General features: G+C 70.2%; 20 protein-coding genes. 15 read left to right on the top strand and 5 right to left on the bottom strand.

Going from position 1 to position 19,707, the window contains the following annotated elements; translation table 11 throughout:
* Window positions 1-4: 4 nt before the first annotated feature.
* From map to ACZ7PG_RS14175, 11 genes are all read left to right on the top strand, one after another.
* Window positions 5-781: a type I methionyl aminopeptidase gene (map, locus tag ACZ7PG_RS14225; protein WP_470239509.1), complete on the top strand. Its 777-nt coding sequence runs from the start codon at window positions 5-7 to the stop codon at window positions 779-781.
* Window positions 782-1,044: 263 nt separating this feature from the next.
* The gene (infA, locus tag ACZ7PG_RS14220) at window positions 1,045-1,266 is read left to right on the top strand and encodes a translation initiation factor IF-1 (RefSeq protein ID WP_004558881.1); all 222 of its coding nucleotides are present in this window, start codon (window positions 1,045-1,047) and stop codon (window positions 1,264-1,266) included.
* Between the two features lie 37 nt (window positions 1,267-1,303).
* Window positions 1,304-1,417: a 50S ribosomal protein L36 gene (gene rpmJ, locus ACZ7PG_RS14215; RefSeq protein ID WP_004558882.1), complete on the top strand. Its 114-nt coding sequence runs from the start codon at window positions 1,304-1,306 to the stop codon at window positions 1,415-1,417.
* Between the two features lie 297 nt (window positions 1,418-1,714).
* A complete protein-coding gene (gene rpsM / locus ACZ7PG_RS14210; RefSeq protein WP_004558883.1) occupies window positions 1,715-2,095 on the top strand; it encodes a 30S ribosomal protein S13 in 381 nt (126 codons plus the stop codon).
* Window positions 2,092-2,277, top strand: a complete 186-nt coding sequence (locus ACZ7PG_RS14205; protein ID WP_086681363.1) for a hypothetical protein — start codon at window positions 2,092-2,094, stop codon at window positions 2,275-2,277. The genes rpsM and ACZ7PG_RS14205 overlap by 4 nt, the downstream gene beginning before the upstream one ends.
* An 18-nt stretch (window positions 2,278-2,295) precedes the next feature.
* Window positions 2,296-2,703, top strand: coding sequence for a 30S ribosomal protein S11 (rpsK, locus tag ACZ7PG_RS14200; protein WP_004558885.1), 408 nt, complete (start codon window positions 2,296-2,298; stop codon window positions 2,701-2,703).
* A gap of 23 nt (window positions 2,704-2,726) precedes the next feature.
* On the top strand, window positions 2,727-3,332 hold the full coding sequence (gene rpsD / locus ACZ7PG_RS14195) for a 30S ribosomal protein S4 (protein WP_364623796.1): 606 nt from the start codon (window positions 2,727-2,729) through the stop codon (window positions 3,330-3,332).
* Window positions 3,333-3,437: 105 nt separating this feature from the next.
* Window positions 3,438-4,511 (top strand): DNA-directed RNA polymerase subunit alpha, encoded by a 1,074-nt coding sequence (locus ACZ7PG_RS14190; RefSeq protein ID WP_364623794.1) that lies wholly within the window; start codon window positions 3,438-3,440, stop codon window positions 4,509-4,511.
* Between the two features lie 44 nt (window positions 4,512-4,555).
* Window positions 4,556-5,230 carry a 50S ribosomal protein L17, sunset domain variant gene (gene rplQ, locus ACZ7PG_RS14185; protein ID WP_470239508.1) on the top strand — a complete coding sequence of 225 codons (675 nt, stop codon included), beginning with the start codon at window positions 4,556-4,558 and terminating at the stop codon, window positions 5,228-5,230.
* Between the two features lie 65 nt (window positions 5,231-5,295).
* A complete protein-coding gene (gene truA / locus ACZ7PG_RS14180; protein ID WP_470240758.1) occupies window positions 5,296-6,144 on the top strand; it encodes a tRNA pseudouridine(38-40) synthase TruA in 849 nt (282 codons plus the stop codon).
* Window positions 6,145-6,185: 41 nt separating this feature from the next.
* The gene (locus ACZ7PG_RS14175; RefSeq protein WP_470239507.1) at window positions 6,186-6,533 is read left to right on the top strand and encodes a DUF6355 family natural product biosynthesis protein; all 348 of its coding nucleotides are present in this window, start codon (window positions 6,186-6,188) and stop codon (window positions 6,531-6,533) included.
* 51 nt (window positions 6,534-6,584) lie between these two features.
* Here ACZ7PG_RS14175 and ACZ7PG_RS14170 read toward each other — a convergent pair whose 3' ends face one another.
* The 3 genes from ACZ7PG_RS14170 to ACZ7PG_RS14160 are packed head-to-tail and all read right to left on the bottom strand — an operon-like array spanning window position 6,585 to window position 8,853.
* Entirely contained in the window at window positions 6,585-7,304 is a 720-nt protein-coding gene (locus ACZ7PG_RS14170) for a hypothetical protein (protein WP_364623790.1), read from the bottom strand.
* On the bottom strand, window positions 7,301-8,536 hold the full coding sequence (gene eccE / locus ACZ7PG_RS14165; protein ID WP_470239506.1) for a type VII secretion protein EccE: 1,236 nt from the start codon (window positions 8,534-8,536) through the stop codon (window positions 7,301-7,303). Before eccE ends, ACZ7PG_RS14170 begins: the two co-directional genes overlap by 4 nt.
* A complete protein-coding gene (locus tag ACZ7PG_RS14160) occupies window positions 8,500-8,853 on the bottom strand; it encodes a hypothetical protein (protein ID WP_470239505.1) in 354 nt (117 codons plus the stop codon). Before ACZ7PG_RS14160 ends, eccE begins: the two co-directional genes overlap by 37 nt.
* 250 nt (window positions 8,854-9,103) lie before the next feature.
* Between ACZ7PG_RS14160 and eccB the strand changes: the two genes are divergently transcribed.
* From eccB to ACZ7PG_RS14145, 3 genes are all read left to right on the top strand, one after another.
* Window positions 9,104-10,744, top strand: a complete 1,641-nt coding sequence (gene eccB / locus ACZ7PG_RS14155) for a type VII secretion protein EccB (protein WP_470239504.1) — start codon at window positions 9,104-9,106, stop codon at window positions 10,742-10,744.
* Between the two features lie 67 nt (window positions 10,745-10,811).
* Window positions 10,812-11,129, top strand: a complete 318-nt coding sequence (locus ACZ7PG_RS14150; protein ID WP_470239503.1) for a hypothetical protein — start codon at window positions 10,812-10,814, stop codon at window positions 11,127-11,129.
* The gene (locus ACZ7PG_RS14145) at window positions 11,129-12,271 is read left to right on the top strand and encodes a WXG100 family type VII secretion target (protein WP_470239502.1); all 1,143 of its coding nucleotides are present in this window, start codon (window positions 11,129-11,131) and stop codon (window positions 12,269-12,271) included. The genes ACZ7PG_RS14150 and ACZ7PG_RS14145 overlap by 1 nt, the downstream gene beginning before the upstream one ends.
* A gap of 42 nt (window positions 12,272-12,313) precedes the next feature.
* On the opposite strand, the gene ACZ7PG_RS14140 is transcribed toward ACZ7PG_RS14145, so the two are convergent.
* The gene (locus ACZ7PG_RS14140) at window positions 12,314-13,939 is read right to left on the bottom strand and encodes a S8 family serine peptidase (protein WP_470239501.1); all 1,626 of its coding nucleotides are present in this window, start codon (window positions 13,937-13,939) and stop codon (window positions 12,314-12,316) included.
* 20 nt (window positions 13,940-13,959) lie between these two features.
* Window positions 13,960-15,324, bottom strand: a complete 1,365-nt coding sequence (gene eccD, locus ACZ7PG_RS14135; protein ID WP_470239500.1) for a type VII secretion integral membrane protein EccD — start codon at window positions 15,322-15,324, stop codon at window positions 13,960-13,962.
* Window positions 15,325-15,629: 305 nt separating this feature from the next.
* Here eccD and eccCa point away from each other — a divergent pair, with 305 nt between their 5' ends.
* Window positions 15,630-19,643 (top strand): type VII secretion protein EccCa, encoded by a 4,014-nt coding sequence (gene eccCa / locus ACZ7PG_RS14130; RefSeq protein ID WP_470239499.1) that lies wholly within the window; start codon window positions 15,630-15,632, stop codon window positions 19,641-19,643.
* The last annotated feature ends 64 nt before the right edge of the window (window positions 19,644-19,707 follow it).

Here is a 19,707-nt window from a genome sequence, read left to right as displayed (position 1 = left end):
GCGCATGATCGAGGTCAAGACCCCGGACGAGCTGCAGGCGATGCGGGCCGCGGGGCTCGTCGTCGCCCGCACGCTGGCGGCCGTCCGCGCCACCGCGAAACCGGGCGTCAGCACGGCCGAGCTCGACGAGCTGGCCGAGCAGACGATCCGGGACGCCGGCGCGGTGCCGTCCTTCAAGGGCTACCACGGCTTCCCGGCGTCGATCTGCGCGTCGGTGAACGAGCAGATCGTCCACGGCATCCCGGCGAAGACCCAGGTGCTGGCCGACGGCGACATCATCTCCGTCGACTGCGGGGCGATCCTCGACGGCTGGCACGGCGACTCCGCCGTCACGCTGGCCATCGGTGACGTCTCCGGCGCCGACCTGGCGCTGTCCGCGGCGACCGAAGCGGCGATGTGGGCCGGCATCGAGGCGGTCAGCGCCGGCGGCCGGTTGACCGACATCTCCTACGCCGTCCAGTCGGCCGCCGAACGCGCGGGCCGCGACGACGGCATCGAGTACGGGATGATCGTCGAGTACGGCGGCCACGGCATCGGGCGCCAGATGCACATGGACCCGTTCCTGCCGAACATCGGCAAGCCGGGCAAGGGCCCGCGGCTGAAGCCCGGCATGGCGCTGGCGATCGAGCCGATGCTGACCGGCGGCGGCGGCGAAACCCGCGAGCTGGACGACGGCTGGACGGTCGTCACGGCCGACGGCTCCCGCGCGGCCCACTGGGAGCACACGGTGGCGATCACCGAAGAAGGCCCCTGGGTTCTCACCGCTCCTGAAGAGGCCTGACCTGCGGTTTCACCCTTCCGGGGTGATCGCGGTCACGGCAAGTTGAGCGTTCTCCTAGCATGGTTACCCCCAGTTTGGGGGTCGCGACACGGGTTGCGTACACTGTCAAGTCGGCGCACTTATCGTGCCCGGATCCTGCGCGCTCGTGAATTCACGGTCTTGGGAGTCGGGCACCAGTGTGCCGACGTTCCACCCAGACAGGCACTCGTGCTCAACTGATCACACAGTGTAGCGATAGTGTAGCGACAGGAAATGCGGAGGACATGGCGAAGAAAGACGGGGCCATCGAGGTCGAAGGCCGCGTAGTCGAGCCGCTCCCCAACGCGATGTTCCGCGTCGAGTTGGAGAACGGTCACAAGGTCCTGGCACACATCAGCGGCAAGATGCGGCAGCACTACATCCGCATCCTGCCGGAGGACAGGGTTGTCGTGGAGCTCTCGCCCTACGACCTCTCTCGTGGTCGCATCGTCTACCGCTACAAGTGATCACGAAGAGCAGCTCAGAAGCAGGAGAGCAGAAGACGTGAAGGTCCAGCCGAGCGTCAAGAAGATCTGCGACAAGTGCAAGGTGATCCGCCGTCACGGCCGGATCATGGTGATCTGCGAGAACCTGCGGCACAAGCAGCGGCAGGGCTGATCGCTGAACCTTATTTTGGTTAGGACGGCGCTACGGACCGCAGGTCACCTGCCTGTGGTCACCTTCGCGCCGGCCGACGGCAGAATAAGGTTCACCTCGCACTCGACCAGAGTGGATTGACGGCTACACACCCTCCCCGCACCTGCCGGGCCACGCGAGTGGCCCGGTTCACCCCCGGACTTCAGGCCGGGGCCGGGACACCCGAAGCGCAAGCAGAGGGCACGACAGGCGAGTCGGTCCCGGAACCGGACGGGGAGCAGACCTGAGGATGAATTCAATGAAGGAGCATCAACGCCAATGGCACGACTCGCTGGCGTAGACCTCCCCCGCGAAAAGCGGTTGGAGATCGCGCTTACGTACATCTACGGCATCGGCCGTACCCGCTCGAAGCAGCTCATCAAGGCTGCCGAGCTCAACGCGGACACCCGCGTGAAGGACCTCAGCGATGACGACCTCGCGAAGCTGCGTACGTACATCGAAGAGAACTTCAAGGTCGAGGGTGACCTTCGCCGCGAGGTGAACGCCGACATCCGTCGGAAGATCGAGATCGGGTGCTACGAGGGCCTTCGCTGGCGCCGCGGACTTCCCGTCCGTGGGCAGCGCACGAAGACCAACGCCCGTACCCGCAAGGGTCCGAAGAAGACGGTTGCCGGCAAGAAGAAGGCTGGCAAGAAGTGAGCGTCCAGGGCAAGAAGGTCGTGCAGATGGGCGGCGTCCAGCGCCGTGGCACGGCTTGCGTTTCGCCCAAGGCGCTCTACGCCCGCCCGATGGCGCTCCGCAACCTGTACACCGACGCCGGTTCGATCATCCGGCGCGGACAGGCCGAAGCGGTCGCCGCTCACCAAGAGAACGCGCGCTAACAGGAGATCCCTCACAACATGCCACCGAAGTCTCGTACTGCGGCCGGGGCCAAGAAGGTCCGCCGCAAGGAAAAGAAGAATGTCGCGCACGGTCACGCGCACATCAAGAGCACCTTCAACAACACCATCGTCTCGATCACGGACCCGACCGGTGCCGTGATCGCGTGGGCGTCGAGTGGTCACGTGGGCTTCAAGGGCTCGCGCAAGTCCACCCCGTTCGCCGCGCAGATGGCCGCCGAGAACGCTGCCCGCAAGGCCGCCGAGCACGGCATGAAGAAGGTCGACGTCTTCGTGAAGGGCCCGGGTTCGGGTCGCGAGACGGCGATCCGCTCGCTGCAGGCGGCCGGCCTCGAGGTCGGCACCATCCAGGACGTGACCCCGCAGCCTCACAACGGCTGCCGCCCGCCCAAGCGGCGCCGGGTCTGAGGAACGGGGAGGAGTAAGAAGAAATGGCTCGTTACACCGGCCCCGCGACGCGTATTTCGCGTCGCCTCAAGGTTGACCTCATCGGCGGCGACCAGGCTTTCGAGCGTCGCCCCTACCCGCCGGGCCAGCACGGCCGCGGGCGCATCAAGGAGTCCGAGTACCTCCTGCAGTCGCAGGAGAAGCAGAAGGCTCGCTACACCTACGGCGTTCTCGAGCGTCAGTTCGTCCGGTACTACAAGGAAGCCGTCCGGCGTCCGGGTAAGACCGGTGAGAACCTGCTGCAGATCCTCGAGTCCCGCCTGGACAACGTGATCTACCGCGCCGGCATCGCCCGCACCCGCCGTCAGGCGCGTCAGCTGGTGAGCCACGGCCACTTCCTGGTCAACGGCGTCAAGGTCAACGTCCCGTCCTACCAGGTCTCGAAGTGGGACATCATCGACGTGCGGCCGAAGTCGTTCTCGATGCTGCCCCTGGTCGTGGCCAAGGAGTCCTACGGCGACCGCCCGATCCCGGCGTGGCTGCAGGTCGTCCAGTCCAACCTCCGCGTGCTGGTCCACCAGCTGCCGGAGCGTGCGCAGATCGACGTTCCGGTTCAGGAACAGCTGATCGTCGAGCTCTACTCGAAGTAGTCCGGCCCCGGCTGGACCACGGGCGGCGGCGCAACAGGTGCGCCGCCGCCGCGCCATCCCTTCGACGTCATATGGCGGGCGTCGTCTGGAAAGGAATTAGGAAGAATGCTGATTTCCCAGCGGCCGGCTCTCGGCGAAGAGACGGTCAACGAGACCCGCTCCCGGTTCACCATCGAACCGCTGGAGCCCGGCTTCGGCTACACGCTCGGCAACTCGCTGCGTCGTACGCTGCTGTCGTCCATCCCGGGCGCGGCCGTGACGAGCATCCGCATCGACGGCGTGCTGCACGAGTTCACCACCGTTCCCGGGGTGAAGGAAGACGTCACCGACATCATCCTGAACCTCAAGGAGCTCGTGGTGTCCTCGGAAGAGGACGAGCCGGTCACCATGTACCTGCGCAAGCAGGGCCCCGGTGAGGTCACCGCCGCTGACATCGTGCCCCCGGCCGGCGTCACCGTGCACAACCCGGACCTGCACATCGCGTCGCTGAACGGCAAGGGCAAGCTCGAGATCGAGCTCGTCGTCGAGCGCGGCCGCGGTTACGTTCCGGCCCTGCAGAACAAGCAGGCGGGCGCGGAGATCGGCCGGATCCCGGTCGACTCGATCTACTCGCCGGTGCTGAAGGTGACGTACAAGGTCGAGGCGACTCGTGTCGAGCAGCGCACCGACTTCGACAAGCTGATCCTGGACGTCGAGACCAAGCCGTCGATCACGCCGCGCGACGCGGTCGCGTCGGCCGGCAAGACGCTGGTGGAGCTGTTCGGTCTCGCCCGCGAGCTGAACGTCGACGCCGAGGGCATCGAGATCGGCCCGTCGCCGCAGGAAGCGGACACCATCGCCGCCTACGCGATGCCGATCGAGGACCTGGACCTCACCGTCCGGTCGTACAACTGCCTCAAGCGCGAGGGCATCCACACGGTGGGCGAGCTGGTCTCGCGCAGCGAGGCGGACCTGCTCGACATCCGCAACTTCGGCGCCAAGTCGATCGACGAGGTCAAGCTCAAGCTCGTCGGCCTCGGCCTCGCGCTGAAGGACAGCCCGCCCGGGTTCGACCCGACCGCGGCTGCCGCCAGCTACGACGGTGAAGGCTGGTCGGAGGGTGTCGGTGGCATCGCCGACGGGATTTCGGACGGCCACCACGACGATGGCCAGGACTACGCAGAGACCGAGCAGCTCTAGGGCTCTGTGCCTGGACGCTGCGAGCTGAACTAGTAGGAGAACCAATGCCCACCCCTACCAAGGGAGCCCGGCTCGGCGGGTCGTCCGCGCACGAGCGGCTGATCCTGGCCAACTTGGCCACGCAGCTGTTCGAGCACGGCAAGATCACCACGACCGAGGCGAAGGCGAAGCGGGTCCGTCCGCTGGCCGAGAAGCTGATCACCAAGGCGAAGCGGGGCGACCTGCACAACCGCCGGCAGGTGCAGCGCGTCGTCCGTGACAAGGACGTCGTCCACAAGCTGTTCGCCGAGATCGGCCCGCACTTCGCGGAGCGCGAGGGCGGCTACACCCGCATCACCAAGACGATGCCGCGCAAGGGCGACAACGCCAAGATGGCGGTCATCGAACTGGTGCCGGAGAAGACGGTGACCTCGGAAGCCGAGCGCGCTCGGAAGACGAAGTTCGCCAAGGACGAGAAGCCGGCTGCCGTCGAGGCCGCCCCCGCTGCCGAGGAAGCCGCTACCGAGGCTCCCTACGGCGAGGGCAGCCACGCCGCGCTCGAGGACGGGACGCAGCCCGAGGGCTTCCCGATCAAGGGCAACGACGAGTCGAAGTACTACCACACCGAGGAAAGCCCGTACTACGAGCAGACCAAGGCCGAGGTGTGGTTCGCCTCCGCCGAGGCTGCCGAAGCCGCGGGCTTCTCGCTGCCGCCGTCGCAGCAGGACGACGAGTCCTGACGACGGAAGCCGTACCGAACGAGCCCGCCACTCCCGCTGGGGAGGGCGGGCTCGTTCGTCTGCGCCTGGACGTCTCCTACGACGGCACGGACTTCTCGGGCTGGGCCCGCCAGCCGTCGCGCCGCACGGTGCAGGGGGTCCTGGAAGAGGCGCTGCACCGGCAGCCCCCAGGGGCGTCGGTGCCCAAGTCCGTGGTGGTCGCGGGCCGCACGGACGCCGGAGTGCACGCGACGGGCCAGGTGGTGCACGTCGACGTCGTACCGCTGTCGGAGCCTTCGGGCCGGATCCCGGTCTCCGCGCTCGGCGTGCCCGACCTGACCCGCATGACGGGCCGCTGGAACCGCCTCCTCCCGGGCGACGTCCGGGTGCTGGGCGCCCGGGTCGCCCCGGACGGTTTCGACGCCCGGTTCTCGGCGATCCGCCGCCACTACCGCTACCGGGTGTCCGACGCGCCGTGGGGCGTGGACCCGTTGCGCCGCAACGACACGCTGGCCTGGAACCGTCCACTCTCGACGGACGCAATGAACGCGGCGGCGGCGTCCCTGCTGGGCCTGCAGGACTTCGCGGCGTACTGCAAGCAGCGCGACACGGGCACGACGATCCGCGAGCTGCAGCGCCTGGAGTGGCGCCGGGTCGACGAGCACCTGCTGGAGGTATCGGTCTCGGCGGACGCGTTCTGCCACTCGATGGTCCGCAGCCTGGTGGGAGCGTTGCTGTTGGTCGGCGACGGCCGTCGAGGACGTGACTGGCCATCGGAGGTCCTGGCGAGCGGGGTCCGTGACAGCGCGGTGGCCCCTGCGCACGGGCTCACGTTGACGGCGGTGGACTACCCGCCGGACGCCGAACTCGCGGCCCGCGCCGAGCAAACGCGCAACGTCCGCACGTCACCCGGACAAGATCAACAGATCGGGTGAAGGCGGCGAGCACGCCGTCCGGGATGTGGCATGTTCGAGGCATGTCGACAAGTCTTCGTCGCATCACCGCGGGAATCGCGGCCGCTTTCGGCGCCGCGCTGATGCTCCCCGCCACGGCCACCGCGGCGCCGGTCCCGTTCCCCTGCGGGTACAGCTCGCAGGGGATGGACGCGCACTACCGGCACTGCGCCAACACCTTCGCCCTGATCCACGTGGACTGGGACAACGGCAACCACTACACCGACTGCTACGGCCCCTGGGACGAGCAAACGCTCTGGCACGACGGCACCCACCGCCAGGTCAACGCGTACTTCGTGAACACGCCGCCGCGGCTGCTGAAGAACGTCTCCGGCAACTGGATCTGCAGCGCCTCCCAGCCGGACGCATAGAAAAGCAGGTGGCTCCCCGAGGGGAACCACCCGCCTTCGTCGTGAAGAGCCTCAGTCGCCGCGGCGGACGGGGCCCAGGAGCTGCTGCTCCTTGCCCGTCGTCACCAGCCTCAACGGCCGCCACAGGTTGCGGCCCAGGGCCACCACCTGGTCGTCCTTCAGCATCGTCAGCTGGCGCATCATCTGCGGCGGCAGGTTCCAGATGCGGCCCGCCAGCTCGGCCTGGCCGGCCGGGAGGCGCTGCATCAGCACCAGGTCCGCCGCGTTCGCCGTCACGCCCGCCTGGGGGTGCAGGTACGGCAGCACGTACACCGTCGTCTGCCAGGGCGACCGCGGCGGGAACAGGTCCTGCGGGGTCGGGCCGCCGTCGGTCACCACCAGCAGCGGTGCGTCCTCCGACGGCCGCGGCAGCTCGACCGGCGACAGCCGCCTGATCTGCACCAGCGGGGATGGCCGGCCGTCGCCGCTGCCGGCTGCTCGGGACAGCACCTGCCACTCGGTCGGGCGACCGGTCGCGACCACGACCCACGCGCCGACCGCCATCGCGCGCATCGCCACCTGGCGGGCCAGGTACAGGCCGCCCACCAGGACGATGCGGGTCGGCGTCGAGCGCAGTGCCGAGATCGTCAGCGGCTCGCCCTTCAGGCCCGAGCCGAGGACGATGCCGCCGCGGTCGCCCGAGGGGCTGACCGCGTCGAGCATCGCGGGGTCGACCGTGAACTCCGGCGCCACACCGGTGTTCTGCCCGGCGTCGCGGACGCGGGAACTCATGCTGTGCCTCCGATCGGCAGCGTCGCGGCGAACGCCGAGACCTGGAGCCCGCGCAGCGGCGTCAAGTTGACGTCCAGCCGCTCGGCCAGCCCGTGCAGCCGCTGGTCGGCGGCGTCGAGCTCACGCGGGTTGCGCGCGCTCACCCGGACCACGCCGCGCAGGCCGATCTTGCCCTCGTCGGACGCCGGGGAAATCGACATCGCGAGCGTCGACGACAGCGCGCGGACGCTCGTCAGCGCGTTCAAGCTGCCGGCGATCTTGCCCTTCGGCCAGCCGGTGATCGCGTAGCTCGCGTGACCGATGCCGGCCGCGGTCACGCCGGACCAGCGCTCCTGCAGCGTCACCTTGTTCGGCGAGCCGGCGACCGACGTCAGCTCCGCGGCCGAAATGCTCGCGCGCAGCAGCTCGTCCGGGTCGAGCGGCCGGGTCGGCACGCCCTGCGACTCCAGCGCGTTGCGCACCCGCGAAAGCGCGCCGATCAGCGCGCGGTGGGCGCCGACGACGCCGCCGCCCCGCTCCCGGATCGCCGCCGGGCAGCGCTTCGGGTCCAGCCGGATCGCGACCCACGTCGTCCGCCGCGCCGCCGCGGGCAGCGGCCCGAGCACCTCCATGTAGGAGCTCAGCGCGGGCGAATCCGCCGGCAGCGCCGCGCTGCCCGGGTAGCAGTGCCAGATCATCTGGATCGAGTCGAGGACCACGCCGCGGTCTTCGAGGCACGGCGCGAGCGCGGACAGCGGCAGGCTCGGCGCGCCACCGGCCTGGGTGATCAGCGCCGGCGTCGGCTCGACGAGCAGCACCGCCGTCCAGGTGCCGTCGTTCCAGGCGAGCCCGACCTGCTGGCGTTCGTGGTCGACGCCGTGCGCCACGACGAGATCCGGCACCGCGATGCGGAGCAGGTTCACACGGGCGTCGTCCGGGCCGGTCACGGTGGTCTCTTCGGCGGCCAGCTCCTCGACCGTGCTCGGCGGCAACGGATCCGCGACACGATCGTGCGAACGGAAGGAGTAGCGCATCGTCAGCCCGATCCACTGGGTGAACCAGCGGCCGCGCCAGCGCAGCAGCGCGACGATGAGGGCGAAGCCGACGACGCCGATCGCGACGTACTTCATCGACATGTTGATCGCGAGCAGCACGAGCCCGACCGCGAGCCCGACCTCGAGCACGACGAGGTTCGCCACGGGGAGCGGACCGAGGCTCACGCCCGAGGACCGGCGCCGCGCGGGGGGCGCCATCCGCACCGGGCTGGGCGGGGGAGTGGAGGGGCCGCTGTCGTCGGGTCCCTGCGGACCGCCGGGGCCGCCAGGACCACCGCCGCCCGGGCCACCGGGGCCACCAGGTCCACCAGGACCGCCGGGGCCACCGCCACCGGGCCCACCAGGACCGCCGGGGCCACCAGGACCACCGGGACGTCCGCCGGGGCCACCAGGACCACCAAGGCCGGGGCCGCCGGGACCGCGCGGGGGCATGGAGGGACCGCCGGGGCCACCACCGGGTCCACCGGGAACGCCACCGGGCCCGCCCGGCACGCCTCCCGGACCGCCGGGGCCACCGGGTCTCCCGGGCCGCGGCGGCGGGCCCGGCGGGCGGCCGGAAGGCGGGGGCCCGGGTGGGCCAGGCGGACGTGGAGGAGTGGTGACGGACATCCGCGCTTTCTCTTCCCCTCGTGCTTGCTGCGTACCCGGAAGCCGGGTCCCGGGGAATCCGACCCTAGCCGGAGTTGGTAGAAACCCCACACCAGACGGTCCCCGTACGGCTATCCTGCGGAACCGTACCGCGACGGGGAGAGCTGTAGGTCGAGAATGCCATCAACACCCACGACTAAGTCTCAGGTTCAGGCGTACAAGTTCGTCCTGCGCCGGATGCAGTCGGCGCTGGTCCGGCGGGACGCCGTGATGCTGCACGACCCGATGCGCACCCACACGAGGGCGACGATCGTCGGGGTGGTGCTCGGTGCCCTCGTCGCGATCGTGTTCGTCGTCTTGGCCCTGCTCAGCCCGGCGCCGTCGGTGCCCGAGGCCGGCGGCATCGTGATCGGCGAGGAGTCCGGCACCGTCTACGTGGTGATGGGGAACCCGAAGACGCTCGTCCCGACGTTCAACCTCGCGTCGGCGCGGCTTCTCCTGCTGGCTCAGCAGAAGAATTCGAACACGGGCAACAACCCCGGGGCCGCGCCGGCCGCCGCCCCGGCCCCGGCGAGCCCCGCCGCTGTGAAGAATCCCACTGTCGTTTCCGACGAGCAGCTGAAGAACATCCCGCGCGGAAAGCTGACCGGGATCCCGGACGGACCGCAGCTGATCCCGACGGACTCCCAGCGGATCACCCCGAACTGGGCGGTGTGCGACCAGGTTCAGCTCGACCCGACGCTGCCGGTGCCCGACAGCGTCAACCAGACCAACACCTACGTCTTCGGCGGCGTCGCCCCGAGTGCCCTCGGCACCGAGCTGGGCGAGAACGAGGCGCTGCTGGCGAAGGCCGACAACGGCAAGACCTACCTCGTCTACCGGCTGCCCAGCACGCAGAACCGCCCGAACGCCAACACCGTCCGCGCCGAGATCGACGCCAGTGACACGCGCAACGCGGTTTCGACGGCGCTGCAGCTGAACCAGAAGCCGCGGAAGATCACGCAGGGGCTGCTGAACGCGATCCCGGAGGTCCCGCCGCTGATCCCGCCGCAGGTTCCGGACGGCGCGGCCCCCGGCAACCTCGACGGGCTGAGCGCGGGCGACGTCTTCGCCACGCAGCCGACCGGTGCCGAGCCGCAGTACTGGGCGATCACCACCCGCGGCATCCAGCAGGTGTCGAACGCGGTCGCCGACATCATGCGCGTCGCGAAGCACGGCAGCGCGAGCGAGCTCCGCACGCTCGGTCTCGACAAGCTGTCCGGCCTCACCGTCCTGAAGCCCGGCGACCCGGACTACATCCCGGTCGACGAGTTCCCGCGGTCGGTCCCGACCGTCCTCGACGCGACGAAGAACTCGGCGGTCGCCTGCCTCGGCTGGTCCGTGGTCGGCGACGGCGACAACCGCGACGGCCACACGTCGGTCTACATCGAAACCCAGCTGCCGGGCCAGAACAGCCGCGGCCCGAAGTTCGCCACGACCAAGGTGACCACGCCGGGCCCGAACCGCGTGCCGATCAACGGTTTCTACCTCCAGCCCGGCTTCGGCGCGGTGGTGCAGTCCGCGACCGGCAAGGCCAGCTTCGGCAAGGGCGCGATCCAGCTGATCTCCGACCGCGGCATCCGCTACAGCGTCCCGGACGCCGCGACCGCCGACGCGATCGGCTTGAACAACCGGCAGCCCGCGCCCGAGTCGGTCATCGGCCTGCTGCCGACCGGGGCTTCGCTGAACACCCAGGACGTGCTCAAGCAGTTCGACTCGGTGCCGATCGACCCGAACGCCGGCTCGTTCCCGAGCCAGACTCCGCAAGCGGGCGGCTGAGGCGGAACCACCGGGCGGCGTCGGACGTCACACGCCCGATGGATCTTCTGGTGAGCGGAGAGGTGCCATGGCCGGCTTGAGGATGGACGGCGTGGTCGTCGCCGACTACGCCCGGACCGCTGAGGAGGCCGCTGACGACCTGCACGCGGCGGCGGCCGACGTGGGGGGCGAAGGCGTTTCCGGTGAGTCCTACGGCCCGCTGGGGGCGCGGATCGGGCTCGGTGAGTCCTACGGCCGCGCGGCCGGCGCGCTCCGGCGTCAGCTGTCCGACGGCGCCGAGGCGCTGAAGTCGGCCGCGGAAGCGCTGCGGCAGGTCACGGTCCGCCACAGCGGGCAGGACGCCGAGGCCGCGGAGCTGATCAAGCGGGCCGGCAGGGTCGAATGATGTTCGCCGAACCGGAAGGCTCCACGGACTCCATTCCGCACCCCCTTTCCAAGCGGGCCGCCGCGCCGGTGCCCACGGCGCCCGCAGTGGCCTTCGCGCCGGACGCGGAAGGCGACGAGATCGCCGCCACGGCCGAGCCGTACCTGGCGTACCTCACCGACGTCTCGCACCAGCTCGGGCTGGTCGATCCCGTCGAGACGTACTTCCGCCCGCTGATCGGCCGCTGGGGCGACCTCGGCGCCGAAGCCGGGCGGCTGCGCCAGGCCGCCGCCGCCGCGGCCGAGGTGTCCGCGCGGCTCGATGACGGGCTCGGCCGCCTCGACGCCGGCTGGGAAGGCCGGGACGCCGACGCGTTCGTCGCGTACATGCGTGAGATCGGGGCGGCGGGCGGCGACCTCCAGGAGGCGCTCACCGTCCTCGCCGGCGCGCTCGACGAACTGGTGACGACCCTCCGCCACGTCGTCGTCGACCTCGTCGAGGTGCTGGTCGACGCCGCGGACCTGATCTCCGAGACGATGACCCTGCCGAGCGGGGGCACCAAGCGGGCGCGCACCCAGCTGCAGGAGACGCAGGAGTCGGCGAAGGGGCTGTACGAGACCGCGCGGGACGTCCTCGAGGCGTTCGACCGGCTTTGCGACGGCGTCGACGACCCCGACGCGGCCGCCCGGAGCATCGAGATCGCGCACCGGTACCCGGAGGAACGGTTCCGGCTGCACGACGACTCCGTGATCGGCACTTCCGCCGCCGAGGAACCGGCTACAGCGGCTTCAGCGGCTGCAGTGTCGGACGCGGACTCGGCTTCGGACTCCGGGGACGCCACCACGCCGTCGTCGGCGAGCGGGGACCCGGCGGCGCCGAAGCACACCGCGGCGGGCCCGCCGGAGGCCGCGCAGCCCGCCGACGCGGCACCTCAGCCGCAGCCGGCGCCGGACAGCTCGGCGAACCAGAGCACGTCGGGCATGCCGATGATGCCGATGATGGGCTTCGGAGCGTTCGGCGGAGGCGGCGGCGGACAGCGCCAGTCGAAGAACCGGCCGATCGTGAAGTCGTCGGAACTGCTGGGGGAGCCCGGTTTGGTGGCCCCGCCGGTCATCGGCGAGGACGAAAACCCGGCGCCGAAGAAGAAGCCGCCGGCGAAGTGACCCGGTCCCGGCCCGCGGACTCCGCGGGCCGGGCGGCCACCGTCAGCGGCGGGCCGGGGCTTCTTCGGGCCGGTTGCGGCGGATGGTGCGCATCACGAACAGCGTGATCAGCAGCGCCACGATGCCGCCGCCGGTGCCGGCCAGCGCCACGATCATCGGGGTCGAGCTGTGGTCGTTCGCCGGCGGGAGCTGGGCCAGCTGCGGCGGCGGGATCGGGGCCAGGTTCCCCACTTCCGACGGCAGGCTCTGCGTCAGCGCCGCCACCGGGTCGATGACGCCGTAGCCGACGAAGTTGTCGCGCCCGCCCGGAGCCGCCGGGTGCTGCGCGGTCTCCTTGATCCGGTTGATGATGCCCTTGGCGTCGAGGTTCGGGTACTTGGCCTTGACCAGGGCCGCGACTCCCGCCACGTACGGCGAGGCGAAGCTCGTTCCCTGGATCGGGCTGGCCTTGTCACCGCTCTCGAACGTCAGGTTCGCCAGGCCGGTGGAGCCTTCGGCGGGGTCGAGCGAGATGATCTGCGTCCCCGGCGCCGCGACCCCGACCCACGGGCCGTGCACGCTGAACGAGGCCACGCTGCCGAACTCGTCGATCGCCCCGACCGACAGCACGTCGTCGGCGAACCACGGCGGCGTCACGATCGTCTTGGGCTTCTTCGCGTCCGGCTGGTCGTTCTGCGGGCAGGTGTCCGTCGCGTTGCCGGCGGCGGCGACGATCACGATGCCCGCCAGCGCCGCGTGGTGCACCGCGGCCTGGACCTGCTGCTCGCCTTCGGTGATGTTGCCGGTGGCGGTGCGGCAGTTGTCGACCGACATGTTGATGATGTCGGCCGACTTGCGGTCGGCGATGCCGCGGATGATCTCGGCCAGCGTCTTCAACGTGCCCGCGGTGCCGGCCTTCTCCAGCTGGCGGCCGCCGTTCGACTGCCCGGGAGACGTCTGATCGCCGTCACCGGTGCCCGAGCCGCCACCGCCGCTCGGCGGGAGCGAGGTCTCCGACCCGGTGGGCGGGTTGGTGCTCGACGACGGCGTGCCGCCGGTGGTGTTGCTCGCCGGCGGCGTCGGCGTCGAGGTGTCGGGCTCGTAGTTCTCGCTCAGCTGGCGGTAGGACACGATCGTCGCGTCCGGGGCCACGCCGATGAACCCGACCTCCGGGTTGTCCGGCTTCGCCGCGATGATCCCGGCGACCTCGGTGCCGTGGCCGTCGCAGTCCTCGAGTCCCTTCGGCTGGCCGCTCGTCGGTGTCGCGACGTAGTCACCACCGGACTCGAGGTTCGGCAGCCAGGGGTGCCTCGTCACGCCCGTGTCGACCACCGCGACCTTGACGCCCCGGCCGACGCCGCCGTTCGTGGCGGCCTTGACGATCTCCTGGGCCTTCGTGATCTGCAGGTAGTCCTGACCCCACGGCCGGTTCTTCAGCACGATGTTCTGGCCCAGCGTGCTGCGCTGGACGCAGCCCTTCGACTGCTTGTACTTCTTGTCCGGCTGGCCCGTGTCCGGGAGCAGCTTGGTCATGTCCACCGGGGGCGGCGTCGCGAAGTAGCCGTCGGCGGGCGCCTGCTGCGCCCAGACCGGCACCGCGACGGCCACCGAGGAGAGAAAGCCGATCGTGCCGGTCAGCAACGCCGTCGTGGTCCGCCGGGTGGCGCCGAAACGCCGTCCTACTGCCATCCGAGACTCACCCGATCCGGTCACTTGAAGTTCAGGTGCCGCAGGGTGGTGTACAGGTCCATCACACCCAGGGCGAGGGGGAGCACGGAGGCGATGCAGAGCGCCTCGATGATCTCCACCGTGCGCCGCAGCGGCGGCGAGAAGCGCTGGTTGGGGAAGATCACGCCGACCACGAGCGCGCCCGCGGCCAGCAGGATCAGGATGCCGAAGACGTAGAGCAGGCGGTTCTGCGCGCTCGCCGAGACCAGCCAGCCGATCGCGATCCCGGTCGCCGAGACGAGGCCCGTGGTGAGCAGGGCGATCGCCTGGCTGCCGTTGGCGTACGCGCGGGCGCGCAGGAGCAGCACGAGCGTCGCGACGACGCCCAGGATGATCCCGAACGCGCCGGGCGCGCTCGCGGCGATGATCGCGGCCAGCGCGACCGTGACGCCGCAGCCGACCATCAGGCCGGTCATGTAGTTGTGCGCGATCGCCGTGCGGCGCTCGATCGCCCGGTAGTCCGGGAAACCGGAGTCTTCCTTGAGCTCCTCCGCGCTGCCCGGGACGTGCGGCAGCGGCAGCTTCGCGAGCCAGATCGTGGCGCGCGGCAGGATCGAGATGCAGGCGAGGGCGACCGCGACCGTCCCGGCCGCGATCCCGGCCGCCGGGTGCGCGACGAGCGTGCCGAACAGGAAGGCCAGGCCGCCGAAGGTGCCCGCGGTGGCGGCGGCGATGAACGTCGTGATGCCCGCGCCGATCACCATGATGCAGACCGACGCGACGATGATCACGAGGACCGCGCCGAGCAGCAGGTTCGCCCGCATCGACAGGCCGGGCACGATGTAGAAGCCGCTGACGAACGCCAGCGGCAGGCCGCCGGCCGCGGCGATCAGCACCCCGGTCGCTTCCGCGCCGTAGGCCTTGGCGAGCGTCGCGCCGATCGCGACGCACGCGATCGCGCCGATGCCGCCGGCGATGGCGGCGCCGAGCGCGTTGCCGCCGTAGAGCGAGCCGCTCATGAACAGCGCGATCGCGGCGGCGACCAGCGCCAGCCCGCCCGCGACGTGCCCGAAGCGGTTCGCCGTCTCCTTGGTCCAGGGGCGGAAGCTGTCGGGGGAGGACTCCGCGATGGCGTCGACGACGTCGTCGTACAGCGGCGGCGGCGGGTTCTCGTTGCGCTTGCGCAGCTGGAGCAGCTCGCCGTCGACGACGCCGAGCGAGGCCAGGGTGCGGCTCGGGTCGAGCGGGGCGTCCCCGAGCTTGGCGAGCGCCCAGCCACCGTGCCGGGCCCCGCCGTCCGGCGACGACTCCTTGGCCATGTCCAGGAGCATCGGCAGGAGATCGGCCACCGCGACATCGGCGGGCAGGGCCACATCGATCCGCGTCGAGGGCGCGACGACCGTCACCCTGCTGAAAACTGTCGTGCCCGTAGCCACTGCACTGCCCCCGCTCGGTCGAGACTGCTCCCGGGGGAACTTATACCGAACCCCGGTGCCGACATCATCGAACGTCCGAAAATCACCGTCATCCGCAGGTCGGGTCCGGAACTCGGGCGTTACTGTCGGTGGCAGGCCCTACACTCGCCGGGCGAGGGTGGGGCAATGTTCACGAGGGGATCCGGCATCCGGCGGAATTCCCCCACGGCGTTCGATAGGTTGTTCGCGCACCAAGCGGTGGCCGCCATCGTCGAGTTTGAATGAGGGGTCCTTCGATGAGCACGCTGCAGTTCAAGAAGTCGCCACGGCTGGCGGCACCGCGCCCGCCGGGTGGTGAGGTGCACCTCGAGCCGCCGCCCGAGGTGCCCCGCGTCATCCCCGGCAACATCGTCATGAAGGCGCTTCCGATCGTCATGATCGTCGCGTCGCTCGGGATGATGGTCTTCATGTTCCAGGCCAGCAACCGGAACCCGATGATGATGGCCATGGGCGGCATGATGGTCGTCGGCACGCTCGGGATGATGGCCGGCGGCGGTGGCAAGGGCGGTGGCGCCAAGCGCGCCGAGATGGACGAGGACCGCAAGGACTACCTCCGTTACCTCGGGCAGATGCGCGACCGGGCCCGTGAGGCGATGGTCGACCAGCGCGCCGCGCTCGAGTGGGTGCACCCCGACCCGCAGTCGCTGTGGTCCCTCGCGGCCAGCCGCCGGATGTGGGAACGCCGCCAGAACGACCAGGACTTCCTGCACCTGCGCGTCGGGCGCAGCTCGCACCGCCTCGCGACGCGGCTGGTCCCGCCGCAGACCGGGCCGGTCGACGAGCTGGAGCCGATCGCCACCCTCGCGCTGCGCCGGTTCGTGCGCGCGCACTCGATCGTGCCGGACCTGCCGACCCAGATCACCCTGCGCGGGTTCGCCGCGGTGAGCATGCAGGGCGACCGGGCGCTGACCCGCGGCCTGACCCGCGCGATGCTCGCGCAGATGGTCGCCTTCCACAGCCCCGACGACGTGCTGATCGCGGTCGCCACCGCGGGTCGCGCGAAGGAGGAGTGGGAGTGGGCGAAGTGGCTCCCGCACGCCCAGCACCCCACGCTCGCCGACGGCATCGGCCAGCTCCGGATGATGGCCGGGTCGCTGGCCCAGATCGAAAACTGGCTCGACGAAGAGCTGCGTGACCGCCAGCGGTTCTCCCGCAACGCCACCCCGGCGCCCGACCAGCCGCACGTCGTGATCATCATCGACGACGCCGAGGTCACCCGCGAAGAGCAGATCATCCTCGAAGAGGGCCTGGTCGGCGTCACGCTGGTCGACCTGTCGGACTCCATCGGCAACCTCGCCGCCCGCCGCGGGCTGCGGCTGGTCGTCGAGGCCGACAGGCTGGGTGCGCGCAGCGCCGGCGGCGTCGAGTGGTTCGGCCGCCCGGACACCCTCAGCCTGGTCGAGACCGAGTCACTGGCCCGCCTGATCTCGCCCTACCGCGTCGGTGGCGCGGCGGGGCAGGACGTCGGCGACGAAGAGCCGCTGCTGTCGAACCCGTCGTTGCTGGAGCTGCTCGGTATCCCGGGTGACCCGATGACGTTCGACGTGCAGCAGGCGTGGCGGCCCCGCCCGATCCGTGACCGCTACCGCGTCCCGTTCGGTGTCGGTGAATACGGCCAGCCGGTGGAGCTGGACATCAAGGAAGCCGCCGCGGAAGGCATGGGCCCGCACGGTCTGTGCATCGGCGCGACCGGTTCCGGCAAGTCGGAGTTCCTCCGCACGCTGGTGCTGGGAATGCTGGCCACGCACTCGTCGTCGACGCTGAACTTCGTCCTCGTCGACTTCAAGGGTGGCGCCACGTTCCTCGGTCTGGACAAGGCACCGCACGTCTCCGCGGTCATCACCAACCTCGCGGACGAAGTCACCCTGGTCGACCGCATGAAGGACGCGCTGGCGGGGGAGATGAACCGCCGTCAGGAAGCGTTGAAGAACGGCGGTAACTTCAAGAACGTCTGGGAATACGAGAAAGCCCGCGAGAACGGCGCCGACCTCGACCCCCTGCCCGCGCTGTTCATCGTCTGTGACGAGTTCTCCGAACTCCTCGCGGCGAAGCCGGACTTCATCGACCTGTTCGTCGCGATCGGCCGGCTGGGCCGGTCGCTGCAGATGCACATGCTGCTCGCCTCCCAGCGCCTCGAAGAAGGCAAGCTGCGCGGCCTCGACTCGCACCTGTCCTACCGGATCGGCCTGAAGACGTTCTCCGCGGCGGAGTCCCGCGCGGCGATCGGCGTGCCGGACGCGTTCGAGCTGCCCTCGGTCCCCGGTGGCGGCTACCTCAAGTTCGACACCTCAACCCTGGTCCGCTTCAAGGCCTCCTACGTGTCGGGCCCGTATCGCCCGGCGGGGATCCAGGCCGCCGGCCCCGCGGCGACGGTGGTGCGGGCGGACAAACGCCCGCAGCTGTTCGTGCCGGACTTCGTGGAACTGCCGAAGGAACCGGAACCGGAGCTGATCGAAGCGGCCCCGAAGGAAGCGGCGCCGCAGTCGGAGGAGGCGGTCGAACCCAGCGAGCTGGACGTGATCGTGTCGCGGCTGATCGGGCAGGGCCCGCCCGCGCACGAGGTGTGGCTGCCGCCGCTGAAGGACCCCAACTCCCTCGACACGCTCCTGCCGAACCTCAACCCCACCGACGACCGCGGTCTGTCGCCGGTCGGGTTCTTCGGCAACGGCCGGCTGCAGGTCCCGCTGGGGATCGTCGACCGGCCGTACGAGCAGCGCCGCGACCCGCTGTGGGCGGACTTCTCCGGTGCTGCCGGGCACGGTGTGATCGTGGGTGGGCCGCAGTCGGGCAAGTCGACGATGCTGCGGACGCTGATCATGTCGATGGCGTTGACCCACACCCCCGAAGAGGCGCAGTTCTACTGCCTGGACCTCGGTGGTGGCACCCTGGCAGGCCTCGCCGACCTCCCCCACGTCGGTGGCGTCGCCGTCGCGCGGCGGGAGCCGGACAAGGCCCGCCGGATCGTGGCCGAGCTGACCACCCTGCTCGTCGAGCGGGAAGGCCGGTTCGGGGCGCTGGGCATCGACTCGATGACCGAGTTCCGCAACCGCAAGCGCCGGGGTGAGATCCGCGCGGACCAGGACCCGTTCGGCGACGCGTTCCTGATCGTCGACGGCTGGCGCGCCCTGCGCGACGACTTCGAAGAGCTGGAAACCACGATCACCCGGATCGCGACGCAGGGTCTGTCCTACGGCGTGCACGTGATCGTGGCGGCGAACCGGTGGGCGGACATCCGCCCGGCGATCAAGGACATGATCGGCACCCGGTTCGAGCTGCGGCTGGGTGACCCGACCGAGTCGGACATCGACCGCCGCGTCGCGGTGAACATCCCGACCGGCCGCCCGGGCCGCGGCCTGACCCGGGAGAAGCTGCACCTGCTGGGCGGGCTGCCCCGCATCGACGGCTCCAGCGACCCGGAGACGATCGCGGCCGGCGTCGCCGACGCGGTGGCGAAGGTCAAGGGTGCGTGGCGCGGGCGGGTGGCGCCGCAGGTCCGGCTGCTGCCGGAGATGATCACCTACGACGACGTCCTCAAGCTCGACCAGGCCCGCGACTCCAAGCTGATCCCGATCGGGGTCAACGAGGAGGACCTGCAGCCGATCTACCTGGACTTCAACGCCGAGCCGCACTTCTACGCCTTCGCCGACGGCGAGTCGGGGAAGACGAACCTGCTGCGGCAGATCGCCCGCGGCATCTCCGAGCGGTTCACCTCCAAGGAAGCGCTGATCCTGCTGGTCGACTACCGGCGCACGATGCTCGGGTTCGTCCAGGGCGACTCGCTGCTCGGGTATGCGGTGTCGGCGGCGCAGCTGGAGAGCATGGTCAACGACGTCTTCAACTCGATGACGCGTCGGCTGCCGGGTCCGGATGTGACGCAGGAACAGCTGAAGACGCGGTCGTGGTGGAAGGGCCCGGAGCTGTTCATCCTGGTCGACGACTACGACCTGGTGGCCACGTCGTCGAACAACCCGCTGCGGAAGATCTCCGACTTCCTGCCGCAGGCCAAGGACGTCGGCCTGCACCTGGTGGTCGTGCGCCGCACCGGTGGTGCGTCGAAGGCGATGTACGACCCGATCATCGGCAAGCTCAAGGAGATCGCGGCACCGGGCATGGTCATGAACGGCTCGCGGGACGAGGGTGCGCTGGTCGGCAACATCAAGGCCAGTGCGATGCCGCCGGGCCGAGGCAACCTGATGACGCGCAAGTCGGGTAAGCAGCTCATCCAGGTGTCGTGGATCCAGCCCGACTAGATACGGCGACAGGGCGTCCCTCGCCGAAGGGTAGGTTCCTTCCCGAGGGCGCGCCCCGTCGGCC

Source organism: Amycolatopsis sp. NPDC114504 (genome assembly GCF_055633595.1).
Note: the sequence above shows the minus strand (reverse complement) of the source record. Positions and strands in the feature narration are given on the sequence as shown.